Source organism: Acinetobacter sp. FDAARGOS_724 (genome assembly GCF_013364475.1).
In the GTDB taxonomy this organism is placed as follows: domain Bacteria; phylum Pseudomonadota; class Gammaproteobacteria; order Pseudomonadales; family Moraxellaceae; genus Acinetobacter; species Acinetobacter variabilis.
Genome location: NZ_CP054908.1, coordinates 2,294,527 through 2,318,709, shown reverse-complemented (window position 1 = coordinate 2,318,709; position 24,183 = coordinate 2,294,527). Strand labels below are relative to the sequence as shown.

The following is a 24,183-nucleotide window of genomic DNA, read 5'->3' as shown; positions in this document are numbered from 1 at the left end:
ATAGAGATCGCCATCGTAAGCGGTGGTGATCTGTTGCTAGAATCGAGACGCATAATAAAAAAGTGAGTTTAGGATGAACACGGAACAATTATTTAATAATCAAACAATCACATTAAAACGTACGGTTCTGATGAGCATGATGGCAATGAGTTTAGGGGGCCTTAGCTTGTCTACCCAGGCACAAACTCCAGCTCAGTCCAATCAGCAGGAAATTGAGCAGTTGCGTCAAGAGGTTCAAGCTTTACGTGCCTTGATTGAACAGCAGCAGACTCAGACAGCTGCTGTGACTGCACCTGTAGCGGCAACGCCGGCATCTGCAAATACAGCAGTAGCTCCTACAAGCAAACCTGTGATGAAAATTGCCAGTGGGGCCGAGTTTAATTTATATGGAAATATTCGTGCTGATGCCTCTTATCAGGCTGAAGGCGGTGCAGCGACACGTATGTATAACCAGATTAATGCGGTACCTCTAGGCACAGGTGAACGCAGTGATGAGTTTAAGTCCACGCTTTCAGCCACCCGTTTAGGGATGGATTTTAAAGCGCCCGTGGGTGCTGGGGATAAGGCCTTAAGTGGTAAGGTTGAGGTCGATTTCCTGGGTGGAGCTGGTTTTGATAACCTGCGTATCCGTCATGCCTATATCAGCTATGCTGACTGGTTAATTGGTCAAACCTGGTCAAACTTTGCAACTCCGGACTATATACCTGAAACGGTAGATGCGCTGGTTTATGCCGGTGGTTCAATTAAACGGACACCTCAGATTCGTCATACCAGTACTTTGAGTCCAGCGACCAATCTGGTGCTTGCAGTAGAAGATCCGAAAGATGCGACCATTACGGGAATCAAACAGCGTTTACCGGCTTTAACTGCACGCTTAAACCACAAATTTGCGGATAATCTTTCTGTTAGCGCGCGTGCGATGGGGAATGAAAAACGCGTGAATGAAGATGAAAAAACTGCCTGGGGTGTAGGTGTAGGCGCGAAATACGAGTTTGTTCCAGGCACCAGCCTTAAGGCAGATTATTATCATGTCAAAGGTGATAGCAGTTTTGTCTCTTATGCTAATCCAGGTGTCGTTACAGCTGTTAATGGAGATCTTCTACAGAGTGAATTCGACTCAATTACAGTCGGTCTAACGCAGCAGTTTAATGATAAATTGCGTGGCACAGTAGGCTATGGTTATATGAATTTCGACCAAGATAATGGATATCTTGCTGCTCCTGGCCTGAATCTAACAGCAGTGAACAAAGACCTTTGGCAGGCTTGGGCCAATGTGTTCTATAACCCTACAAAACCGCTGAGTTTTGGCCTGGAATATGTCTATGGCGAACGTGAAGCATTGGGTGCTGCACCAAATGGCAGTACAAAAGGTGAAGATAACCGAGTGAATGCGGTTGCAATTTACAGTTTCTAAGCTCTATCGATTTTACATAAGAAACCTTAAGCGTGGATGAATTAATCCACGCTTTTTGCATGATTCAGGATCAACTTTGCCAGCACATCGACAGCGTTTTCTATCTCAGAGGTCCAGTCAAATGAACAGTTCAGGCGAATATAATTCTGGCTGGTATGTTCCGGTTTAAACAGCAAAGCAGGAGCAATGGCAATATCATACTGAATCAGCTGTTCATATAAAACCTGGCCATCCAGCTGTTCCGGCAATTTGATCCAGAGAAAATACCCACTAGAATAATAATAAATTTCACAGACTAAATCTAAACGCGCTTTGAGTTCCTGATAAAACTTTTGCTTATACTTTTCCAGCTGCTGTTTTAAATGGCGCAAATGCTTTTCATAATGGTGATGGGACAGAAAATCAACCAGTGCATTTTGTAATAGCGGACTAACAGTTAAAGTACTCATGAGCTGTAAATGCTGGATTGCATCAGAAAATGGGCCAGCGAAAACCCAGCCGACCCGCGCACCCATGCCCAAGGTTTTGGAAAATGAAGAGCAGTGCAATACTCGTTGATGCTGATCAAAATATTTTACGGAAACCGGTTTATGAGCGCCGTAATTGAGTTCCTGATAGACATCATCTTCAATCAGATATACCTGATATTCATTCAACAGTTCCGCAATTCTTTGCTTGATCTCTGAATTTACCGTAAAGCCAATCGGATTATGCACATTCAGCATCAGCCAGCAGACTTTGATCGGGTACTGTTTTAGGGCCTGTTCAAATGATTCCAGGTCAAAACCAAACTGTGGATGTTCAGGGATTGTGATGACTTGCAGGCCTAAACGTTCAGCCGCCTGCCAGGCACCATAAAAAATGGTTTGCTGCAGCAGGATAAAATCACCAGGTTGAGTCAAAGCCTGTAAAGACAGATTAAGGGCTTCCAATGCACCAGAAGTAATGACAATGTCATCCGAAGTGCAGTTTATGCCTTGTAACTGATAGCGGTTGGCAATCAGTTGGCGTAATTCCTGATTACCCGGTGGCATATGATTTTGATGGCTATAACTGCTTTTTCTTTTGCTATGTTGCGCCAGAATCTGCATAAACCGGCTGTTATATAACAGTTCAGCATTTGGAAAAGCTGAACCAAAAGGCGCAATATTTGGGGTTTGCAGTGACTTTAAATAATTAAATACCACAGAGTTGATTTTAATTTTGGAATTTAAGCCAATTTTTACCGCAGGTTCTTTGCTGTTATAGGTTTGAGGTCGCTCCGCAATATAGTAGCCAGATTTATCTTTGGCATAGACTAATCCTTGCGATTCAAGCACCTGATAGGCATTAAGCACCGTCATCAGGCTATAGCCGGACAGTTCAGTCTGTTCCCGCAATGAAGGTAATTTGTCATGCGCCTTCCATGCGCCATTTTCAATCATCTGGCGAATATTCTGGGCCAGCTTTTCAGATTTGAACATAAGAAAATAAGATCTAAACTGTACTAATATAATCAGGATTATATTATGAATAAGTTGTTAAAATATAACAAATGAAGAAAAACAGTGGCTAACTGTTATATTTTTTTTAATGAATATTGTATCTATACAGCTGATTTAGGTCTGCTGATAATAAAGCTCATAACGCCAGACCAACCTATGGGTGATCATATGAATTCAGAAGACAACAAAGCACCAAAATATGCGGATAGCAGTATTTCTGATGCAGCATTCAAGAAGATGATTCTCTGGTTTGCACTTTATGCCGGTTTATTCTGCCTAGGCGTTATCTTTGTAGTAAATGCAGACAAAATTATGATGAGCGGCTTTTAAAATTCTCTCCCTGAACACTATCATCGCCCCAATCTAAATTGGGGCTTTTTTTATGGCACACATTACCAGTTTTATTTTCTGCTTTTTTCTGCATCCACTTTATGACTTTGTCACAATTTGATACTCACAAAGTTAGATTTCCTTGCTAGATTCAGACTGTTTGATGATAAAAATGAATACAGGCTTTTCGCCAGCGCATCATACAGAAATGACAACGATATAACAGATGGACAAATAACAAGGATAAAGGAGTGAAGCATGCTCGGAAATATGATGTTCCAGCCCTTACTGATCAGCAGCATGATTGAACATGCCGGCCGTTATCATGCCGATACCGAGATCATTTCTAAAAATACTGATACCAGCATTAAAAAGACCAATTGGGGAGAAATCCGGGAAAACTCGAAACGTTTTGCCAATGTATTACAGCAATTCGGTCTGACACTCGGCGACCGGGTTGCAACCATTGCCTGGAATAATCATCGACATCTAGAATCTTGGTATGCCATTTCGGGAAGTGGACTGGTTTGTCATACCATTAACCCGCGCTTATTTCCGGAACAGCTGGTATTTATTATCAATGATGCTGCCGATCGGGTACTGCTGTTTGATAAAACCTTTGCACCTTTGATTAAAGCCGTCAAACCGTTATTAAAAACTGTAGAACAGTATATCTGTCTGGATGCTGAAGATTCCGCGATTCGTGAAGCCATTCCGGAAGTTCAGTTTTATGACGATTTGCTTGCTCAGCAATCTACAGAATTTGACTGGCCTGAACTGGATGAAAATACAGCGAGTTCACTGTGTTATACCTCCGGTACGACCGGAAATCCAAAAGGGGTTTTATATAGTCATCGTTCAACAGTATTGCATAGTTACGCCATTATCATGCCGGATTCCCTGAATGTGGCAGCGCGTGACATCATGCTGCCGGTGGTACCAATGTTCCATGTCAATGCCTGGGGAACCCCATATGCCGCTGCCATGGTCGGTTGTACCTTGGTGCTGCCGGGGCCGGGCCTGGATGGAGCCAGTCTGGTCAATCTGATTGATACGTATAAAGTATCTGTAGCTTTAGGCGTTCCAACGATCTGGCAAGGGCTGATTGCGGCTGCCCAGCAAAGTGGTTCAAAACTGGAAAGCCTGAAACGGAATGTGGTCGGTGGTTCTGCCTGTCCACCGGCGATGCTGAAAACCTTTAAAGAGCAGTTTAACTGCGAAACCATTCATGCCTGGGGGATGACTGAAACCAGCCCACTCGGTAGTGCCAATCAGCTGAAAACCAAACACCTTGATCTGACGGATGAAGAAAAAATGCAGATTCGTCTGTCTCAAGGTCGTCCACCGTTTGGCGTTGATTTACGTTTAACCGATGAAGAAAAAGGAACTCAGGAAATTGCCCGAGATGGTGAAACCATAGGGAATCTACAAATTAAAGGGCACTGGATCATTGATCATTATTTTGGCAAGGAAGAATCTGCACTCACAGCAGATGGCTGGTTTGATACCGGAGATATTGCTACCTTAAATGAAGATGGCTTTATGAAGCTGTGTGATCGCTCCAAAGATCTGATCAAGTCAGGCGGTGAATGGATCTCTTCAGTCGATCTTGAAAATATAGCCATGGGACATCCTGAAATTGCCATGGCTGCCGTGATTGCGGCACAGCATCCTAAATGGGATGAGCGTCCCGTTCTAATTGCAATTAAAAAGCCAGCGAGTCATGTGAGTGAAGCCGAAATTCTGGATTACTATGCGGACAAGGTCGCAAAATGGCAGATCCCGGATCGCGTGATTTTTGTAGATTCTATTCCATTAAGTGGAACCGGCAAGATGCTGAAAAAAGACCTGCGTGAACTTTATGGTTCTATCTTGCTGGAACAGGCCGTAGGTTAAGCTATTTTTTTAAAAGGTAAATTTTTGCCTTTTTAACTCACCCAATATTTAAAACAGAAACTGATCTCTTATATAGAGGTCAGTTTTTTATGTGTTTTTGCTAAAAATATACAGACCAAAAAAGCAATTTATTCAGTTCATACAGTTTTAACAGCACTTTCTGGCTAGGATTGTCTTACAAAAAGCTCAACAATGGTTTTTAAACACATAATTTGACCTAGATTGACATGGTGTGAGCTTCAGAATTCTTTATTCTAGACTACATAATAAATAGACAGTTGTACATTAATGCTGTCTGCGGAATAGAGGGGGATAAAAATGACAAGTATGACAACCTACAAGCCGCATTGGATTCGTGAAGATTTCATTAATTTTGTTGGTGAAAAAATCCATCCAACCTGGGCACTCAAAAAAGTCAAAGCATCGGTCGTGAATATTCAGGCGGTCAGCCCTGACTTTTTTAAAATCCAGTTACGTCCAAATTATAACTTTAACCGCGGGTCATTTCAGGCCGGTCAAAATATCGCGGTGACTCTGCGTCTGGATGGAGTACGTCATCAACGTCATTATTCTATCGTGACCATTTTAAAAAATGGTGATGTGATTATTGCAGTCAAGCAGCAAGGTAAAGTGTCGCGTGCCCTAACTTTATTGCAACTGTGTGCAGTGGTCGAGCTGTCTCAGCCACAGGGCGAATTTACCTTATTAAATTCTCCTAAACCGATTCTGTTTCTGGCATCAGGCAGTGGCCTTACAGCAATTTATTCCTTATTGCAAAAAGCAGTCGTGCAGTTTCAGCATCCGATTGATCTGATCTATTTTACCCGTGATGATGCATTTCATGCCGAGATCAAAACCTTGGCGTTAATGCATCCTCATCTGAAATATCATCATTTTAATACAGTCGAGCATAAGCAGCACCTGAGCCAGCAATTGCTAAACAAGCTGGTACCAGACTTTGAACAGCGTGAAATCTATGCCTGTGGTTCCGCGGGAATGATGAAAACTGCACTCAAGATTGCCGATAAACTGGCGGTGAAATCCAGCTTTCATTCTGAATATTACCAGATTGCAATGGATGAAAAAGCGAAAGCACAGCCTGTACAGTTTTTAAGATCGCAGCAGGAATTCCAGGCAGAATCTAATCTGCTGGAAAGTGCAGAACAGGCGGGTCTTCGTCCAGCGCATGGTTGTCGTATGGGCATTTGTAATACTTGCTCATGTACCAAAGTCAGCGGTTCGGTGAAAAACATGCTGACGGGTGAGATCGACCACGGCAGCAATACTCCAATCAAACTTTGTATTTCACAGGCCGTCAGTCCTGTGGTGATTAATTTATAAGCTATTTTAACCATTACTAAACGAATAAGAAGGTGCTCCCATGAATATGCAAATTGATTTTAAAAAACACAGTAAATCTCAATTTCTAAGCTCGGAACAGGTTGAAGAGTTCGGCGCCAAGGTTGATGCTATCCGCCGTGAAGTAATGGAAGATTTGGGCGAGAAAGACGCAGAATATATTTATAAAATCCGTAATTTTGTACGTTATAGCGAGATTGCTTCCCGCGGCATGTTAATGTTTGCAGGCTGGTTGCCACCAGTATGGTTAGCGGGCACAGGCTTATTGGGTATCTCGAAAATCGTGGAAAATATGGAACTTGGCCATAACGTAATGCACGGCCAGTTCGACTGGATGAATGATCCAAGTTTGAATGGTTCTACTTATGATTGGGATACTATTTCCACTGGGGATGACTGGAAATACACCCATAACTATATTCACCACACTTATACCAATATTGTTGGTATGGATCACGATGTCAATTATGGTCTGATCCGTGTCAGTGAATCTCAGCCGTGGGAACTACGTTTTATCTGGAATATTCCTTTAACCATTCAGTTGATGGTGTTCTTTGAATGGTATGTGGGTGTACAGCGTTTGCATCTAGAAGATGTGATTGCTTATAAAGCCAAAACCTGGAAACAGGTCTGGGAAGAAGCAGCACCTTTACGTAAAAAAATGCGTCGTCAGGTCCTAAAAGATTATGTATTTTTCCCGATTATTGCCGGTCCAAATGCGATTCCAGTATTTACGGGAAATGCGGTTGCCAATGTGATTCGTAGCCTATGGGCGTCTGCGGTGATATTCAATGGACATTTCACTGAAGATGCAGAAACCATTTGAAATGGACAATACCGACAATGAAACCCGTGCGGAATGGTATCTGCGTCAGATCCGTGGTTCGAGCAACTTCAGTGGTGCGAACTGGTTACATATTCTGAGTGGGAATTTAAACCATCAGATTGAGCATCATCTGTTCCCAGATATGCTAGCAAACCGTTATGCGGAAGTTGCACCAAAAATCAAAGCTTTATGTGCCGAGTATGGAATTCATTATAACGAAGCCAACTTTATGAAGCAGTTCTCGACTGTATGGGTCAGACTGGCGAAATGCTCACTGCCAAATGAATGGAATCAGCAAATTGCAGAAAAAACTCATGCAGTTAAATCGGTGTTTCGTTACTTTAAATCTAAGCTTGTAAATTAATTTTTTAAGGTTTCTCTATTATCCAGTTTGGTACTCCTCAATAGATTTGGATGGTCTATTGAGGATTTTTTTATCTGTTAAAAAGTGCTCAGTTCACACGAATTTATGAATGAAATATGAAGATGTTTTTCAAAAAATGACGAAGCCGGGATAGATTTACTACGGCTGAAACGCTTCGCGTACAAGCTAAGCGTTTACCTCAAGGAGGTTCTTTTTATAATGGCCGCGTTCTATCATTCAAGCATTCAAGCATTCAAGGTCTCAGTTTTGAAATATCTTAAATATCTTTCAGGCATCCCACTGTTATTGCTGTTAACCGCGTGTAATACCCCGGAAACTCCAGCACCAGATTATCAGGGGAACTGGAAAAATACACTGGAAAACCCTAAATTGGAAAATATCCTGGTGATTTCCAAAAATGGTGAAAACTATTTCATTACCAATACCATTAAAGATAAAGAAAGCGGCAAAACCGACAAGAAAAATCCAATGCCTGCTTCAGTCGCTGATAATGGTCTGCTACAGATTAATTCAGGTACAGGTGTCGTTGATTTCGCGATTGACGAAAAAACTGGCAATCTGGTCGGCTCAGGCTCCGTCTATAAAAAAGCCAAATAATGCTCTAATCTAATCAATTCAGAGATAACACGAAAAATGCCATGATCAGGAAAGATTCATGGCATTATTTTAGTTCACCAATTTTATGAGACCAGCAAAATCTTCTACAAAATAATCTGCCTTGACTTTGATCAAATCCATTTCATGCGCAGAATACTGGTCGTAAATTGCCACTACATCAATTCCCGCATTGTTGGCAGCTTCCACCCCAATTAAAGAATCTTCAACAATCAGGCAATCTTTAGCTTCAATTTCAAAATGCTGGAGCGCATTTAAATACACTTCTGGATGCGGTTTGATATTCTCAACATTTTCGCGAGTCAAAATAATCGCAAAATCATTATCAAAACTGATTTTCTGATTAATCTTCTGATTATTGTTCTGATAACGCTGCACATTGAACAAGCTGGTGGTAGTCGTAAGTGCCAATTGTATTCCTTGCTGTTTTAAGGCTTGAATCAGCAGCTCAGCTTGAGGTTTGAGTTCAATTACATGATCCAGAAAATGCCTTGAAATACCATAACGGCGATTTTTAACCTCTTCCTTGCTTGGCTTGAAACCATAGAGGTCTTTTAAATAGCCACAATATTCCAGATAGGGATCGGGCATATGTCTAAAGGCTTTCAGTTGCAGGTCACGCTGTTGCTGAATCTGATCCAGACCGACTGCGATCCCTGACAATTCCTGAATCAGGGCAGCATCGACCTGGTTCCAGATTCCCACTGAATCAATCAAGGTTCCATCCAGGTCAAAACACACCAGCTTTTTATCTTTAAACATGTCACACCCATTTTTCTTTCACCGCCATTATCCCGTTTTTGGATAGAGATAAAAAGTCCAGTTTGGGTGCATATCCAGATTGCTTTTATCAATAAATTCCTAAAATGAACTTATTTTGAGCATTTTAAGTATTACTCATAATAAAAATCGTAATACCAAATTGGCACGTCATTTGCATTTATCTACACCTCCTAATTTGAATATTTATTTTTTATAAGAAACAACTTGCTAGTTACTTTTTGTTACCTAACGGTTGTATAAGAAAACTTAAAACTATTTAATTTAGTCTTTATTGATCAATTTATAGTCAAAACTATTTCATATCTTTACATCGGTTTATTTAATCTGTTATTTTCCTTAAGGTATTGTCCACTTCTTAACTCATTGAATTATAAAAGGGGAGCAATGCTAGAATTTAAAAATCAAATCGTACACGGCGCAATTTTCGATATGGATGGAACCATGTTTGATACTGAACGTTTGCGCTTTCAAACCTTGCAACAAGCTTCACGTGAGCTGATCGGCGTCGAATTTTCTGAAAACTATTTAATGCAGTGCTTGGGCTTAAGTGCCCGTAGTGCCGAACAGCTGGCCAAAGAACGTTATGGACAAGATGTTCCTTATGCCGAGATCCGCCAGCGTGCTGATGTACTGGAACTAGAACATGTACGCAATTATGGTGTTCCAATTAAAAAAGGTTTATTACAAGTACTGGAACGCCTACGCAAGGCAGGCCTAAAAATGGCTGTGGCGACTTCGAGTCGACGTGCGATCGCAGAAGAATATCTGATCAATGCCAATGTCTATAAATTTTTTGATGTGCTGGTGTGTGGTGATGAGATTAAACAGGGGAAACCTCATCCAGAAATTTTTATCAGCGCAGCCGAAAAAATCAATTTAAGTCCGGCTCAATGTCTGATGTTTGAAGATTCTGAAAATGGCCTGCGATCTGCCTATGATGCAGGTGGCATGACGGTACTTTTCAAAGACATTAAAACGCCGAATGAATCGATGCTGGCACAAGCCCAATATTATTATGAAACGATGGAAGATTTTCTGACAGATCTGAACCAGTTTGTTCCTGTTCTGGAAATGCCAGAACTTGAGACCGCATTTCCGCAAACGCTGAATCAGTTAACGGTCGGGATTCACGGTTTCGGTGCGATTGGTGGTGGTTATTTGGCTCAGGTGTTATCACACTGGGATGGTTATACGCGTCCACGCAAAATTATTGCCTCAACGCGTAATCCACTCTATCAGTCTGCCGTAAATGCATTTGGCACTTATTGCATTCGTTATGGTCAGAACTCTTTTGACCAGCGTATTGAAAATATGAGTGTAATTGATGCGCATGATCTGGAGCAAATGCAGAACATGTATATTGAATCCAGTCTGGTCGCAGTCTGTGTCCCTGAGGAAGCGCTGGTTTCTGAAGCAGAGGTGATTGCACAGGGTTTATATGCGCGATACTTGGCCTACGAGCAGCAGGAACAGCCGCTGACGCTGTTGATTATCCTAAATAAAATCGGAGCCAAACAGCTGGTGATGCAGCAGATTCTGAGCCGTCTGAAACAGATTACGGATGAACAGACAGCGCAGCACATTATGGATCAGCATTATTTCTGTGACACAGTGGTGAACCGTATGGTCTCCAAACTGTCCGACCAGAAACTGTACCGTCAGCTGCGCATCAAATACAACATGTTCAAGCAGTATCAGCTGGATGAAGATCTGTCCGTAGTGGATCTGGATGATTCTACAGCCCTGAATGCGGACCAGGAACATCAGGCGGGCTTGTATATTGAAGACCTGCGCCGTAATTTCCAGCCTAGTCATATTCTGCAGTCGATGGATCTGATTCTGTTTAATGCCGAAACGGATATGCCAATCTATGTGGAAAATAACAGTCCATTATTGGCTAAAATGCGCCAGATGATTCTGGTAGATGATATTGCCAATATCCAGCTGATTAAAAACCGATTATGGAATGGTGTGCATGCGATGATGGCTTGGTATGCCAGCCTGCGCGGTCATCAGACTATTGGCGTGGCCATGTCAGATCATTCGGTCAGAAAATTTATGCAGCAGGCTTTAGCGCAGGTAAAGCATGGCCTCTGTTACCAGATTCCTAAGCATTCTTCAGATCTGGAACGTCTGGCACAAAGTTTCACTGAATCTTGTGCCTATGCTTATCAGGACCCATGTGCACGTGTAGGACGTGAACCCTTAAGAAAGCTGGAACACAATGAACGGGTTATGGGTTCATTATTGACCTTGCTTAAATATAGCTTGCCATTTGATGTGGTTTTAAAAGGCGCAGTGCTGGGTTATATCTATGCTCTGGAACAGGGTGAATGCGAGCAGCAGGAACTGTTGATGCATTTACAGACCCAGTTAAGACATATGGCATTAGAACCGCAGCCATATGAGACCTTGTATGATGAAATGTCACAATTCATCAATCAGGTTATCGCTGGAAAATTATCCTTGCAAAAATTTATGCAACTGGATTTACAGCAAGCGTTCAGTTAAATATCAGCAGTAAATAAAAAGACCCAGAAATTTCTGGGTCTTTTTTATGGAAATTTATAAGCTTAAACAGCCGTAGATTCTTGCTGATAAATACAGGATTGGGCAATTTGTCGCTGATCATCTGCGGACAGATCAATATTTTCCCATTTTTCCATCTGCTCTAATAGCCAGATAAAATCGGTAAATTGAGGCTCAACACTTTCACCTGCAAGGTTACGGATAATATTCTGAATCTTATGGAAGTCATAAACGTGTCGAGAAGCTGAACATTCAAACTGGATAATCTGATAATCCATCAGCATGTCCCAGACTTCAGAAAGATCCGTAACATGCTTTAAATCCATCTGGGCTTTTTTTACAGCCGTGACTAAGGCCTCAACAGTCAGTGGATGCAACTCGCCCCATTCCTGAGTTATCGCCAGCACTTTGTCTGCCACTTTAGGAATGACATTCTGACTGGCTGCAACAATCAGGCTATAACCTTCAAGCTTGGCCTGAATATTCCAAGGTTCACCCACACAGAAACCATCAAAAATCTGTGCTGCGATCCCTTTGACCATCAAAGGGGGTGGTGAGGTCTTGAGCAATATATTTTTGGCATATTGCGGATCACTTAAGGCCAGCCATTCTCTTAAACAGTAATGATGAATGGAATATTTATAAACATGAGCCAGACCTACGTTATGTTGCTGCTTTAAGGCACTGACCAGCTTTTGCGACGTGATCTGTTCATTGTCTTCAGGCTGAATGCCCAGTTCATAACACAGATCCTGTCTTAAGCTGATAAATGCCTGATTGATACTGAGTACTAATGGAGTCTGCAAAGCGACTTGTAACTGGTCTGCACCCAAAGCAGCCGCGGGAAGCATGGCAGACAGGCAATGGGCTGCATCCAGAAAGCCATAGGCTAGGCGGTCGCGTAAACTGGACCAGGAGGCTTCACGGATCAGATTTACCTTTAAACCCTGTTCAGTAAAATAACCTTGGCGCTCCGCCCAAAGAATGGCAACACAATCAAGCAGTGGAATATAGCCAATATTGAGTTCTGTTTTTTCTAATGTTGTCATTGAATGCTCCTTATTGGCCAGATAACAGTTTTTGTGCATCAAGTAAGCGCCTTGCCATATCGCCAATGGTAATCCGGTGCCTCATGGCATTTTTTCGCAATAGGGCAAATGCTTCTTCTTCACTCAGTCCATGCAGCTGGATCAGCAGGACTTTGGCTTTATCAATATCCCTGCGATCACTTAATTTTTCCTGAGTTTCCTTCAGGTCATGTAACAGTTTTTTATGTTTCTGAAATTGTTCAATCGATATTTCCAGAATATTTTCCAGTTTAGTCGGATCGATCCCGTCCACAATATATGCCGTTACGCCGGCATCAATGGCATTTCTGATGGTGTCCTTGTTGGAATTTTGGGTAAACAGAACCGTAGGTAATTCATACTGACTCACGCAGCTTTCGATAATATCGCGATGAGGATGATCCATATTTAACAGAATGACATCGGCATGCAGGCTTTTGATATCAACAATGTTGAGGTCATTCAGAATGACACAGGCCACTAAATGAAAATCATGCGCAAGCAAAGAAGCCTGAATAAATTCAGCGCGTTCTGGATCATCATCAATCAGGGCAATTCGTAATTTAGACATGCAAGATTTTTAGCTAATACATCGGGGAATATTCCATGAAGACTTATGCAAAAAACATACCATGCAATTTGGTGCAAAAAATTAGGAGATCAGGTTAAAAGTGTCATAAAAATAGTGCAGAAGAACTTAGAAAGCCGAATTAACCTGACTAAAATAAGGCGTTCTTGAAATAAGCGCACTAAAATAAGGAGTTTTAAGGCGAATAAGAATATAAAAATATTGGAATAATAATTGCTTATTTTTAATCCACTATAAAATAAAAAGGTGGAATAGACATGAAATTACAACTTATACCATCACTGCTAGTAATAGGAACTCTTTTGATGGCGGGTAATGTGATGGCAGAAGATGGTGGTTTACGTTTTACCGAGAAAACTCTGGCCAAAGTGGCAGAAATGAAAACCAAGAAAAAACCAGCCGAAACCCAGCAAGCTGTACCATTACAAACACAAGTAATCGAAAATTCCTCTAAATAACACTTAAATAACATTAGCCAGAATACATGAAGAAACTCTCCAGCAGAAGGGTTTCTTTTTTGGCTGAAATTTATAAGCCATAGTTCAAAAAATAAGAATTCTATTTTCTAGTTATAACTTAGATTTTGGTTTAGAAACCTGTCTATTAAACTGATCTTGATGAATCAGAATATTGTTTATATCTTCAATATTTTTAATTTAAATCATTTTTTGCCAACTCGAATGAGATGGTTACAAGAAAAAAATACATATATATAAATTACAAATACTTAATAAATTAGATGTCAGAACTTGTTTGAATCTGTCTGCGATCTTGCAAAGTACTGACAGATTATTTGTATAGAATAAATTAAAATATTGCCGCACCAGTCAGATATTTTGGCAGAAAATATCTGCTTAATTTTGCGTGCTTCATTTATGCTACAGCTTAAATTTTAAGCCAAGCCCTTAAGCAGATCAGGATCACTTATACAGGATTGTATAAATTCGCCATGAATATGACAAAAATTCCTCTCAAGAAAAATCCGCTTAGCCTGATGATATTGTCGGCATTTTCAGGCCATCTTTATGCTGAAACTACGCTAGCGCAGGATAGTGTTCAGCAGTTGGACACTATTGTGGTGACCACTGAGCAAAATACAAATTCTCAGAAACAGACTGAGGCGGAACTTGCCAGCGTTTCGGGAGGAACCAACTTCATTTCAGATCAGCAGTTACAACATCAGCGTCTGGGAACCACTGCTGACGTCTTCCGTCTCCAGCCCGGTATTTATGCCCAATCGCCGGGCAATGAAGGAGCCAAAATTTCTATCCGTGGTTCCGGCATTAACCGCACTTCTGGTGCACATGCATCCGGAACTTATGTCATGATCGATGATATTCCCTTTACCGGACCGGGTGGTACGGCTTATGAACTGCTTGAGCCATGGTGGATTGATCATGTTGGGGTGTACCGTGGTGCCAATGGTTTAAAACAGGGCGGATTGTCTTTAGGTGGAACAGTTAACTATAAAAGTAAGACTGGTGCAGAGCAGAATGGCTCTGAATTAAAATACGAAGCGGGTAGCCATGGTTATCAGAAATACCAGTTTAGTACTGGCCGACAACTCGACAAGTTAGATTATTATCTGGCAGTGACGGGTTCACAGTTTGATGGAATTCAGGATCATGCTGAAGGTGATGGTAAAGGTTTGGCTTTTAATCTGGGTTATCAGATCAGTCCGGATATCGAGACCCGCTTTTATGCCCGTTACCGTGAAAGCAAACACTTAACGCCGGGACGCATTACCCAGGAACAGCTCAAGAATAATCCTGGAGCAGCCAATGATTTTAATCTGGCTGTAGATGCCAAGCGGATTCAGCCGGGCAGTACCTGGCTGGCAAATACTACCACCTGGAACTTGCAGGATGATGCCAAACTGACCGGTAGTCTGGCTTATCATCATTATCCATTGGATTTACGTGAAAGTAGTTATCGTACCAATGTCGATTATGAAGATATTAGTGCAAGAATCCAGTATGAGAAACCTTATCAGTTATTCGGTCTTGAACATCAAGGAAAAGTTGCTTTTCGAAGTACCACGCACCGTCCGAATAGTGGTGTAACCGAAACAATTCGACGCGATACTACAATTGATGGCACGTTTTATCCGGCAGATACCGTAACACGCCGTTATACTTATCGTGGTTCAGACAATGTGCTGCAATTTGATCAGGAAACCCAGTTGAATGATCAGTTTAAGCTTGATCTAGGATTGGCAGCAGCCTATACCCACCGTGAGAGTGAAGTGACTTATCCTGTGGCTAGTCCTGAAGTTAGCCGCTATGAATGGAATTTCGCACCGCGTATTGGCCTGACTTATCAGCCAAATGAGACGCTGCAATGGTTTGCCAATTTAAGCCGTAGTATTGAACCGGCACATCCATGGGCGATGGCATGGTCTTCGCCATATTATTTTAATGGTGGGGTCGCTTCAGGGCGGGTACGTGAACCTATTTATCTGGACACGCAAACTGCAAATACTTTAGAACTGGGTGGCAGGGGCCAATCAGCCTGGGGTGATTGGGCACTGAGCTACTATTATTCCAAAGTTAAAAACGAGTTATTAACCTCAGAGTTGATCAAAACCTATGAGGATGGATCGGAACGACCTTCTGAACCAATTGCTGTAGAATCCAATGCAACTCCAACCCTTCATCAAGGTGTGGAACTCAGTCTGGATACACTATTCTATGCATCACAGCAGGGCGAGTTTCGTTTACGTCAGGCTTATACCTTGAGTGATTTCCAATATAAAAACGATCCTTTATTTGGCAAAAACCAGTTGCCAGGAATTCCAAAACATCTTTATCAGGCACAGCTCAGTTATGCCTTGAATAACGGTCTTTATGTGGGTCTAAATACAGAATATGCATCGAAGATGGCGCATGATTATGCCAATAGCCGCTTTAGTGATGATTATCAGATTTGGGGTATTGATCTGGGATATGCGCCAGAAGATCAGTCATGGAGTGCCTGGGTTAACTTTAAGAACATCACCGATGAAAAATATGCAGCAGTGGTGATTCCAGGCTATGACGACAAAGGTGCGGACGCAGCGCGATCTTCGCCGGGTGAAGGTTTCTCTACTTATGCCGGTGTGTCATTTAAATTTTAATTATTTAAAAATTAAAAAAAGAGCGGGATATTTCCCGCTCTTTTTATTTACCCAATAAAATGATTGATCAGGTTTCTAATATTCCGGTAACGCCTGTCACGATCATATCGATGGCAATCGTACCAATCAGAAGCGCAGCAACACGACCTACAATATCGACATATAAATCAATGTAGTTGGAGTATTTATGCTGCAAATGATCATGCAGATATTTCATCAGGATCAGCAAGCTACAGGTTAGAAACAGGGTAAAGAAAATCACCAGAATGGTTTGCATTAAACTGAGCTGTATACCTGTGATCACAGAAGCCGAAATGGTGCCCGGACCGATCATAAACGGCATGGCAATTGTGCCCGCCAGATGACTGGGCGCTCCACGCATCACGCCAATCGTATCAGCACCTTCAAAGACATAACGATAGCCAATTACTAGAAAAATAATACCGCCAAAAATCTGGAAGGACTCAAACCGCACATGCAAGACTTCATTAAAGAAGGCTTCACCAGTTTTAGCAAAAATGATGAAAACAATAAAGCTGATCAGGCTGCCCTGAATCAATGCCATATTGAAGACCTTTGCTTCGGAATTACGGATAATTCCGAGCATATAGATACTCATCAAAAATGGATTGAGTAACGAAAAAAACAGGGCAAAGGCATTCAAACTTTCTGACATCATTGCGTCCTTCAGTAGTTGAGAGATCCTAGATTTCACGATCCGGGAAAAGTGGACGTTTACCTGGGCTGATCCGGTTAATGTGCAGATACATCATATGGCGTTCATATTTATCCAGGATGTCATTGATCACCTGTTCCTTACTGTAACCGACCAGATCGTTACCCTGAGAGCCTTCAAACAGATAACTTTCCAGACGATAGTAATAGCGTTTGGTTCGTTTACCACGTGAACTGAAATTTGGCGTGTCATAGCGTACCGGCCATATTTCATAAACAAAGTTTTCTTCTTCATCGAGCTGAATAGTCAGATCCAGATGATACAGTTCAGGTTCTTCCTCAAGTGATTTTTCCTGAATATTGACTTGAATACCCTTATCAATTAACTCGGTTGCAACGGCCTCGATGGCTGGTTTGCAGACATTGTCCAGCATGGTCCGGGTCTGGGACAGGCTTGGATGTAGCATGACCCGGCTCAGACGCTTCTTCCAGTTCAAGATATCCACATTACCGACCACAGGTGCCGCATTCAGACTGGTACTGGCCTGACGAAAATCCTCCAGACGCAAGGATTTATACAAACCGGCCATGACAAAGAAGATCACGAAACTAAAAGGTAAGCCCATAATAATGGTGGTGTTTTGCAATGCTGTCACACCGTTAGCCATTAGCATAGCTAGCGTCAACAGGCCGATCGCAATCGCCCAGAACACACTCAGCCAGCGCGGTGAATCATGCTCAATATTAGTGAATTTAGTGGTGAAGTTCCCCAATACTAATGCCCCTGAATCCGCTGAAGTCACATAGAACAGCAACCCTGTAATGGTGGCGACACCTGCGATAAATGTGAAACCTGGATACTGTGCCAGCAGGTCATAAAAACCATGTGCCGGATTTTCTAAAACAGTTGTCGCAAGCTGAGTATTACCATCAAAAATCACGCTGTATAAAGCACTGTTACCGAAAATAGACAACCAGGTCAGGGTAAATAACAGAGGAATAACCAAAGTCCCGGTGACAAATTCACGAATAGTACGACCACGGGAAATACGTGCCAGGAACAGACCTACAAACGGCGACCAGGCAATCCACCATGCCCAGAAGAACAGGGTCCAGCTATTCATCCATTCTTTAGGCTGCTCAAAAGGAAAACTGCTTAAAGAGAGTTTCGGGAACTGGCTGAGATAATCACCAAAATTCTGAATTAGAGCCGCTAATAAAAACTCTGTATTTCCCATAAAGAGAATAAAGAGCAGCAATCCGATTGATACATAGATATTAATTTCGGACAGGACCCGGATACCTTTATTGACCCCCGCAGTGACGGAAATAATGGTAATAATGACTGCAACACCAATTAATGCAGTTTGAATCCAGATATTTTCCGGCAAGCCAAACAGGACATGCAGACCGTAATTTAGCTGAACCACACCGATACCGCAGGTGGTGGCAATACCAAAAATCGTACCGAGTACTGCAGCGGTATCTACCGTATGGCCAATCGGGCCATTAATTCTTTTTCCAAAAATAGGATAAAGCGCAGAGCGAATTGTCAGTGGTAAATTATAGCGATAACTGAAATATCCCAACGCAACCCCAATCAGCGCGTACATGCTCCAGCCGGTCAAACCATAGTGAAACAGGGTCCAGACCATAGACTGACGCGCGGCTTCAAAGGTTTCAGCTTCACCGACTGGAGGACTCATATAATGAGACAAGGGTTCAGCGACCGAGAAGAACATCAAGTCAATCCCGATCCCGGCTGAGAACAACATGGCCGACCAGCTCAGCAGGCTAAATTCGGGTTTAGAATGTTTGGGACCAAGCTTGATTTCGCCATAACGTGAGCAGGCGATAAAGACAATAAAAACCAGATACAGCGTTGCCGCCAGCAGGTAATACCAGCTAAAGGTACTACTGACCCAGTTTAAAATATTAATAATGACTAGATTGGCTTGTTCATTAAATAAAATCGTGATGATAGAAAACAACAGAATAAGCGTCGCCGAACAATAGAAGACTACCTTATTCAGACTATCTTGCACCTCTTCGTTTTTCTTTTGCATAAATCTCTGACCATCGTTTTGTTGCCGAATGATCTACAGTGCAGTGTGATTTAAAAGCAAAAGCTGGCCCTAAAGCTTCCTTGTTTTCGTGAATTACAAACTTTTGCAAATCCAAAACAAACTGCGCTGTACATCAAGGGTGAGCTGGTACTATAATTTTTATTAATTGAACGTTCAATTAAAAAAGCGTTTAGGAATTGTTACATCATTCCGCTATTTGCTTTAGCAGAGTGATTTTATATTGCTACATCCGTTATTCAGGTTAGTCCTATGCCAAAAGTTGGTATGCAACCGATCCGTCGTCAGCAACTGATCGATGCCACCTTAGCTGCAGTGAATGAGCTAGGTTTTGCAGAAGCTTCAATTAGTCAGATTGCTCAGAGGGCAGGTGTCTCAACAGGCATCATAAGTCATTATTTTCAAGGTAAAAATGGGTTAATTGAAGCCACAATGCGTTACTTATTGCAGCAATTAGGTAAATCTGTTGCTGAAATGAAGTCACAGGTGAATGACGCCCCTGAACAACGCTTACTGGCAATTGTGCGTGGCAATTTTACTGCTCCACAAACGGATAAAGCGGCCATGAAGGTGTGGTTGGCTTTTTGGGCCAGCAGTCTGCATCAGCCCGATTTACATCGTTTACAGCAAATAAACCATTACCGCTTACATTCCAATCTTAAATATGAATTCATGAAAAAGCTGAGTAAGGATCAAGCTGAGAAGGCAGCACAAGGTCTGGCTGCACTCATTGATGGATTCTGGCTAAGAGGTGCTTTAGTAAGTGGCGAAATTGATCCAGAACTGCCGATTGAACTGTGTAGTGAATATATCCGGCAACAACTCAAATAACCAATCTGCGAGGGAATTCCATTGACAACATTCAAACTGCAACGTCCTTATATTCATGGACAATATGTCGATGCAACGTCCAATAGCACGTTTCAAACTATTAATCCTGCAACAGGCGAAGTCCTGGCTGAAGTGCAGGTCTGTTCAAAAAATGATATCGATCGTGCGGTTGAATCTGCACAACAAGGGCAAAAAGTCTGGGCAGAAATGACCGCGATTCAACGCTCGCGCATCTTGAACAAGGCAGTCGCCATTTTACGCGAGCGTAACGATGAACTGGCAAAATTAGAAAGCTTGGACAGCGGTAAAGCCTTTAGTGAAACATCGACTGTTGATATTACGACAGGTGCAGATGTACTCGAATATTATGCGGGAATTCTACCGGTTCTTGAAGGCCAGCAAATCCCGCTGAGAAGCAGTTCCTTTGTCTATACTCGCCGTGAACCTTTGGGGGTTGTCGCTGGAATTGGCGCATGGAATTATCCGATTCAGATCGCATTGTGGAAATCTGCACCGGCACTCGCTGCAGGCAATGCCATGATTTTCAAAGCCAGTGAAGTTACGCCTTTAACTGCGCTGAAACTGGCAGAAATTTATACCGAAGCCGGTGTGCCGCATGGTGTCTTTAATGTGGTTACCGGTAGTGGTGAAATTGGGGGTTATCTAACTTCGCATCCCGATATTGCCAAAGTGTCTTTTACCGGTGGCGTTTCTACCGGTAAAAAAGTCATGGCACAAGCTGCAAATTCTAGCCTGAAAGAAGTTACCATGGAGCTGGGCGGTAAGTCTCCGCTGATTATCTGTGAAGATGCCGATCTGGATCTGGCGGCTGATATTGCCATGATGGCCAACTTCTATAGCTCCGGTCAGGTGTGTACCAACGGTACTCGTGTATTTGTGCCTTTGGCATTGAAAGCAGCATTTGAAGAAAAGATTTTACAGCGTGTTGAACATATTCGTATGGGTGACCCTCTCGATCCTGAAACCAATTTCGGTCCAGTGTCCAGCTTTGAGCATATGGAAAAAGTGCTGGGCTATATTGAAAAAGGCAAGATAGAAGGGGCACGCCTATTATGTGGTGGCGGTTGTGCTGAGGATGAACAGTTTGTCCAAGGGGCTTATGTCCTGCCAACCGTATTTACCGACTGTCGTGATGACATGACCATTGTACGTGAAGAAATCTTCGGTCCAGTCATGAGTATTCTCAGTTATGACACTGAGCAAGAAGCGATTCGTCGTGCCAATGATACCGATTATGGTCTGGCTGCAGGTGTCGTCACACTAGACTTAGCCCGTGCACACCGAATTATTCATCAGGTAGAAGCGGGTATCTGCTGGATCAATACCTGGGGTGAATCGCCTGCAGAAATGCCTGTCGGTGGTTATAAACATTCCGGTGTTGGACGTGAAAATGGGCTTGTGACCTTGCAGCATTACACCCAGACCAAATCGGTTCAGGTCGAACTCAGTCCTTTCCAATCTGTATTTAGCGCATAAGGGGGATTTGATGAATTACGACTATATTATTATCGGTGCGGGCTCTGCGGGTAATGTTCTGGCAGCGCGTTTAACTGAAGATCCAGATACTAAGGTGCTATTACTTGAGGCAGGTGGCCCGGACTATCGTCTGGATTTTAGAACCCAGATGCCGGCTGCTTTAGCTTATCCTTTACAAGGACGCCGTTATAACTGGGCCTATCTGACCGATCCAGAACCCCACATGAACAATCGCCGTATGGAATGCGGCCGTGGTAAAGGTCTGGGCGGATCTTCACTGATTAATGGCATGTGCTATATCCGTGGTAATGCTATGGATCTGGAACAGTGGGCCAGCCTTAAAGGTCTGGAACACTGGAACTATGCGCAGTGTCTACCCTATTACAAAAAAGCTGAAACCCGCGATATTGGCGGCAATGACTATCATGGCGATTCAGGCCCGGTTTCAGTCGCAACGCCTAAGAATGGTAATAATGAGCTGTTTCATGCTATGGTCGAAGCTGGGGTTCAAGCCGGTTATCCACGTACCGATGACTTGAATGGCTACCAACAGGAAGGCTTCGGGCCAATGGATCGTACTGTGACACCACAAGGTCGTCGCTCCAGTACGGCACGTGGTTATCTGGATATGGCCAAAGGCCGGGATAATCTCACCATTATTACCCATGCCATGACCAACCGAATTCTGTTTAATCGCAATAAGGCGATTGGCGTAGAATATTTTGAAGGTCAAAATACCTTACAGCCGATTCAGGTCTTTGCGGATCGTGAAGTTCTACTATGTGCAGGTGCAATTGCATCTCCACAAATCCTGCAACGCTCTGGTGTAGGTCCGGCTGAATTGTTAAAAAGTCTGGATATTCCAGTGGTTCAGGACCTGCCGGGTGTGGGTGAAAACCTGCAAGACCATCTGGAAATGTACTTACAATATAAGTGCAAAAAACCGGTCAGCTTATACCCAGCATTAAAATGGTATAACCAGCCCATGATTGGCGCAGAATGGCTATTCTTAGGTAAAGGAATTGGTGCCAGCAACCAGTTTGAAGCCGGTGGCTTTATCCGTTCTTCGGATGAGTTCGAATGGCCAAACATCCAGTATCACTTCCTGCCAGTGGCGATCAATTACAATGGAACTAATGCTATCCATGAGCACGGCTTCCAGGCCCATGTCGGTTCTATGCGTTCACCATCTCGTGGTCGAGTCAGTCTGAAATCCAAAGATCCGTTCGAGCATCCAAGTATTCTGTTCAACTATATGAGTACCGAACAGGACTGGCGTGAATTCCGGGATGCCATCCGCATTACCCGTGAAATTATGCATCAGCCCGCCCTGGATCCATATCGTGGTGAAGAAATCAGTCCGGGCAAAAATCTGCAAACTGATGCAGAAATTGATGAATTTGTTCGTAATCATGCAGAAACAGCGTATCATCCGTCCTGTAGCTGTAAAATGGGTGAGGATGATATGGCAGTTGTCGATGGTTATGGGCGTGTGCATGAGATGCAAGGTCTGCGTGTCATCGATGCTTCAATTATGCCGCTTATTATTACAGGCAACCTCAATGCAACCACGATCATGATGGCTGAAAAGCTTGCAGATCATATCCGTGGCAAGCAGGCATTACCTGCTTCTACAGCGCCTTTCTACCGGGCCCCACGCGCTTAAGTCATGGCTATATTCCTGTTGCTTGTTGCAATGAGGAATATAGTGGAATTTATTTTTACCCAAAGCTGGATAAAACTGTAGTCGGTTTCAGTGTTATCCATTCTTTGCTTAATATAATTTATATTTTATGAGAATTTTCAAACAAACAGTCCTTTTCGGCTGTGCTGCTGTTTCTAGTGTTTATTGTTTTGCAGAGGATACGAAAGCAAAAAAAATTGAAACCAGTGGAAACATCAGTGTAGTTTCTAAATACATCTCCCGTGGTCTGACCAATGCACCAGAAAATGATGACGTTGCCTTACAGGCAGCACTGAATCTGGCTTATGGTAATTTTTATGTCGGTTACTGGGGCTCAACCTTAGGGTATTCCTATCCGGAACTGGAAGGCAAAAAATCACATCGTCGTGATAAATTCGAACATGATTTTATCGTGGGATATACCTATAGCAGTGAAAACTACGACTGGAATTTTTGGGATGCGACCTATTATTATCCGGGTGGCAGCCATACCACTTCAAATGAATTAGGTTTGAATGTAAGTCGTGCACTAAACGACAAGACCAGCGTTACAGCAGGTGTGTCGACCTATTTATATGATGTGGCCTATGCCAATCAGGGCGATACTTTTTATACCCTGGATTTAACCCATCAGCTTAATGATAAGCTGGGTGCGCATGTCGGTGCAGCAGGTGGTTATTTTAATGATGAAGGCAAATATGAAGGTAATGAGCTGGGTAATACCACAAAACAGCATGCTTTCCGTTATGCAACTGCCGGATTGAGTTATGAAGTTGCGCCGAAGTTGACCTTATCTGGTGATTATATCTTTGGTGGTTATGACCGTTTTGGTGATAAACAGCGCGATCTCGCTGTGTTTGGTATTGGCTATGATTTTTAATTTGGATCTTGATCTGATTTAAAAAATGCATTTCCCAGTCCATAAAATCCAGCCGGGAACAGCAAGTATTAATAAAAACAGTCTGTTCCCGGCTTAAAGCAAGATTTTCTGAATATTTAATTAACAGATATTTTGATAAA

The 24,183-nt window shown here is 42.6% G+C and carries 18 protein-coding genes and 1 pseudogene; 13 read left to right on the top strand and 6 right to left on the bottom strand.

Annotated features, from left to right (window positions below; translation table 11 throughout):
- Positions 1-73: 73 nt before the first annotated feature.
- Entirely contained in the window at positions 74-1,414 is a 1,341-nt protein-coding gene (locus FOC32_RS12255) for a DcaP family trimeric outer membrane transporter (protein WP_175967678.1), read from the top strand.
- A gap of 41 nt (positions 1,415-1,455) precedes the next feature.
- Here the strand turns inward: FOC32_RS12255 and FOC32_RS12250 are convergent, their stop codons facing one another.
- On the bottom strand, positions 1,456-2,877 hold the full coding sequence (locus FOC32_RS12250) for a PLP-dependent aminotransferase family protein (protein WP_175967676.1): 1,422 nt from the start codon (positions 2,875-2,877) through the stop codon (positions 1,456-1,458).
- Between the two features lie 189 nt (positions 2,878-3,066).
- Here FOC32_RS12250 and FOC32_RS12245 point away from each other — a divergent pair, with 189 nt between their 5' ends.
- The 5 genes and pseudogenes from FOC32_RS12245 to FOC32_RS12225 all read left to right on the top strand — a co-directional run bounded on the left by FOC32_RS12245 (position 3,067) and on the right by FOC32_RS12225 (position 8,291).
- Positions 3,067-3,228: a hypothetical protein gene (locus tag FOC32_RS12245; protein ID WP_162835335.1), complete on the top strand. Its 162-nt coding sequence runs from the start codon at positions 3,067-3,069 to the stop codon at positions 3,226-3,228.
- A 258-nt stretch (positions 3,229-3,486) separates the two neighbouring features.
- Positions 3,487-5,124: a long-chain-fatty-acid--CoA ligase gene (locus FOC32_RS12240; RefSeq protein ID WP_175967674.1), complete on the top strand. Its 1,638-nt coding sequence runs from the start codon at positions 3,487-3,489 to the stop codon at positions 5,122-5,124.
- Between the two features lie 318 nt (positions 5,125-5,442).
- Positions 5,443-6,465, top strand: coding sequence for a flavin reductase family protein (locus FOC32_RS12235; protein ID WP_175967673.1), 1,023 nt, complete (start codon positions 5,443-5,445; stop codon positions 6,463-6,465).
- 40 nt (positions 6,466-6,505) lie between these two features.
- A pseudogene (locus tag FOC32_RS12230) lies at positions 6,506-7,673 on the top strand (fatty acid desaturase family protein).
- Positions 7,674-7,940: 267 nt separating this feature from the next.
- Positions 7,941-8,291, top strand: coding sequence for a hypothetical protein (locus FOC32_RS12225; RefSeq protein WP_175967671.1), 351 nt, complete (start codon positions 7,941-7,943; stop codon positions 8,289-8,291).
- 69 nt (positions 8,292-8,360) lie between these two features.
- On the opposite strand, the gene FOC32_RS12220 is transcribed toward FOC32_RS12225, so the two are convergent.
- Positions 8,361-9,071 (bottom strand): HAD family hydrolase, encoded by a 711-nt coding sequence (locus FOC32_RS12220; RefSeq protein WP_175967669.1) that lies wholly within the window; start codon positions 9,069-9,071, stop codon positions 8,361-8,363.
- Positions 9,072-9,476: 405 nt separating this feature from the next.
- Here FOC32_RS12220 and mtlD point away from each other — a divergent pair, with 405 nt between their 5' ends.
- A complete protein-coding gene (gene mtlD / locus FOC32_RS12215; RefSeq protein ID WP_175967667.1) occupies positions 9,477-11,603 on the top strand; it encodes a bifunctional mannitol-1-phosphate dehydrogenase/phosphatase in 2,127 nt (708 codons plus the stop codon).
- 62 nt (positions 11,604-11,665) lie between these two features.
- Here the strand turns inward: mtlD and FOC32_RS12210 are convergent, their stop codons facing one another.
- Both FOC32_RS12210 and FOC32_RS12205 read right to left on the bottom strand, forming a co-directional pair.
- On the bottom strand, positions 11,666-12,670 hold the full coding sequence (locus FOC32_RS12210) for an ABC transporter substrate-binding protein (protein ID WP_175967665.1): 1,005 nt from the start codon (positions 12,668-12,670) through the stop codon (positions 11,666-11,668).
- Positions 12,671-12,680: 10 nt separating this feature from the next.
- On the bottom strand, positions 12,681-13,259 hold the full coding sequence (locus tag FOC32_RS12205; protein ID WP_175967663.1) for an ANTAR domain-containing response regulator: 579 nt from the start codon (positions 13,257-13,259) through the stop codon (positions 12,681-12,683).
- Between the two features lie 323 nt (positions 13,260-13,582).
- Here FOC32_RS12205 and FOC32_RS12200 point away from each other — a divergent pair, with 323 nt between their 5' ends.
- Together FOC32_RS12200 and FOC32_RS12195 are read left to right on the top strand one after the other, a co-directional pair.
- The gene (locus FOC32_RS12200) at positions 13,583-13,735 is read left to right on the top strand and encodes a hypothetical protein (RefSeq protein ID WP_175967661.1); all 153 of its coding nucleotides are present in this window, start codon (positions 13,583-13,585) and stop codon (positions 13,733-13,735) included.
- 491 nt (positions 13,736-14,226) lie between these two features.
- Positions 14,227-16,392 carry a TonB-dependent receptor family protein gene (locus tag FOC32_RS12195; RefSeq protein ID WP_175967659.1) on the top strand — a complete coding sequence of 722 codons (2,166 nt, stop codon included), beginning with the start codon at positions 14,227-14,229 and terminating at the stop codon, positions 16,390-16,392.
- Positions 16,393-16,459: 67 nt separating this feature from the next.
- On the opposite strand, the gene FOC32_RS12190 is transcribed toward FOC32_RS12195, so the two are convergent.
- Together FOC32_RS12190 and FOC32_RS12185 are read right to left on the bottom strand one after the other, a co-directional pair.
- Positions 16,460-17,068 (bottom strand): MarC family protein, encoded by a 609-nt coding sequence (locus FOC32_RS12190; RefSeq protein WP_034171037.1) that lies wholly within the window; start codon positions 17,066-17,068, stop codon positions 16,460-16,462.
- A gap of 28 nt (positions 17,069-17,096) precedes the next feature.
- The gene (locus FOC32_RS12185) at positions 17,097-19,133 is read right to left on the bottom strand and encodes a choline transporter (protein ID WP_004785675.1); all 2,037 of its coding nucleotides are present in this window, start codon (positions 19,131-19,133) and stop codon (positions 17,097-17,099) included.
- Positions 19,134-19,403: 270 nt separating this feature from the next.
- Here FOC32_RS12185 and betI point away from each other — a divergent pair, with 270 nt between their 5' ends.
- The 4 genes from betI (at position 19,404) to FOC32_RS12165 (ending at position 24,043) form a co-directional block, all read left to right on the top strand.
- Positions 19,404-19,982 carry a transcriptional regulator BetI gene (gene betI, locus FOC32_RS12180; protein WP_175967657.1) on the top strand — a complete coding sequence of 193 codons (579 nt, stop codon included), beginning with the start codon at positions 19,404-19,406 and terminating at the stop codon, positions 19,980-19,982.
- Positions 19,983-20,003: 21 nt separating this feature from the next.
- Positions 20,004-21,479, top strand: a complete 1,476-nt coding sequence (gene betB, locus FOC32_RS12175) for a betaine-aldehyde dehydrogenase (protein ID WP_175967655.1) — start codon at positions 20,004-20,006, stop codon at positions 21,477-21,479.
- Positions 21,480-21,489: 10 nt separating this feature from the next.
- Entirely contained in the window at positions 21,490-23,145 is a 1,656-nt protein-coding gene (gene betA / locus FOC32_RS12170) for a choline dehydrogenase (RefSeq protein WP_175967653.1), read from the top strand.
- A gap of 127 nt (positions 23,146-23,272) precedes the next feature.
- The gene (locus tag FOC32_RS12165) at positions 23,273-24,043 is read left to right on the top strand and encodes a hypothetical protein (protein ID WP_175967652.1); all 771 of its coding nucleotides are present in this window, start codon (positions 23,273-23,275) and stop codon (positions 24,041-24,043) included.
- Positions 24,044-24,183: the final 140 nt, after the last annotated feature.

Coding starts and splice junctions, on each gene's coding strand:
- FOC32_RS12255 (WP_175967678.1), top strand. CDS start 74: ATGAACACGGAACAATTATTTAATAATCAAACAATCACATTAAAACGT.
- FOC32_RS12250 (WP_175967676.1), bottom strand. CDS start 2,877: ATGTTCAAATCTGAAAAGCTGGCCCAGAATATTCGCCAGATGATTGAA.
- FOC32_RS12245 (WP_162835335.1), top strand. CDS start 3,067: ATGAATTCAGAAGACAACAAAGCACCAAAATATGCGGATAGCAGTATT.
- FOC32_RS12240 (WP_175967674.1), top strand. CDS start 3,487: ATGCTCGGAAATATGATGTTCCAGCCCTTACTGATCAGCAGCATGATT.
- FOC32_RS12235 (WP_175967673.1), top strand. CDS start 5,443: ATGACAAGTATGACAACCTACAAGCCGCATTGGATTCGTGAAGATTTC.
- FOC32_RS12220 (WP_175967669.1), bottom strand. CDS start 9,071: ATGTTTAAAGATAAAAAGCTGGTGTGTTTTGACCTGGATGGAACCTTG.
- mtlD (WP_175967667.1), top strand. CDS start 9,477: ATGCTAGAATTTAAAAATCAAATCGTACACGGCGCAATTTTCGATATG.
- FOC32_RS12210 (WP_175967665.1), bottom strand. CDS start 12,670: ATGACAACATTAGAAAAAACAGAACTCAATATTGGCTATATTCCACTG.
- FOC32_RS12205 (WP_175967663.1), bottom strand. CDS start 13,259: ATGTCTAAATTACGAATTGCCCTGATTGATGATGATCCAGAACGCGCT.
- FOC32_RS12200 (WP_175967661.1), top strand. CDS start 13,583: ATGGCGGGTAATGTGATGGCAGAAGATGGTGGTTTACGTTTTACCGAG.
- FOC32_RS12195 (WP_175967659.1), top strand. CDS start 14,227: ATGAATATGACAAAAATTCCTCTCAAGAAAAATCCGCTTAGCCTGATG.
- FOC32_RS12190 (WP_034171037.1), bottom strand. CDS start 17,068: ATGTCAGAAAGTTTGAATGCCTTTGCCCTGTTTTTTTCGTTACTCAAT.
- FOC32_RS12185 (WP_004785675.1), bottom strand. CDS start 19,133: ATGCAAAAGAAAAACGAAGAGGTGCAAGATAGTCTGAATAAGGTAGTC.
- betI (WP_175967657.1), top strand. CDS start 19,404: ATGCCAAAAGTTGGTATGCAACCGATCCGTCGTCAGCAACTGATCGAT.
- betA (WP_175967653.1), top strand. CDS start 21,490: ATGAATTACGACTATATTATTATCGGTGCGGGCTCTGCGGGTAATGTT.
- FOC32_RS12165 (WP_175967652.1), top strand. CDS start 23,273: ATGAGAATTTTCAAACAAACAGTCCTTTTCGGCTGTGCTGCTGTTTCT.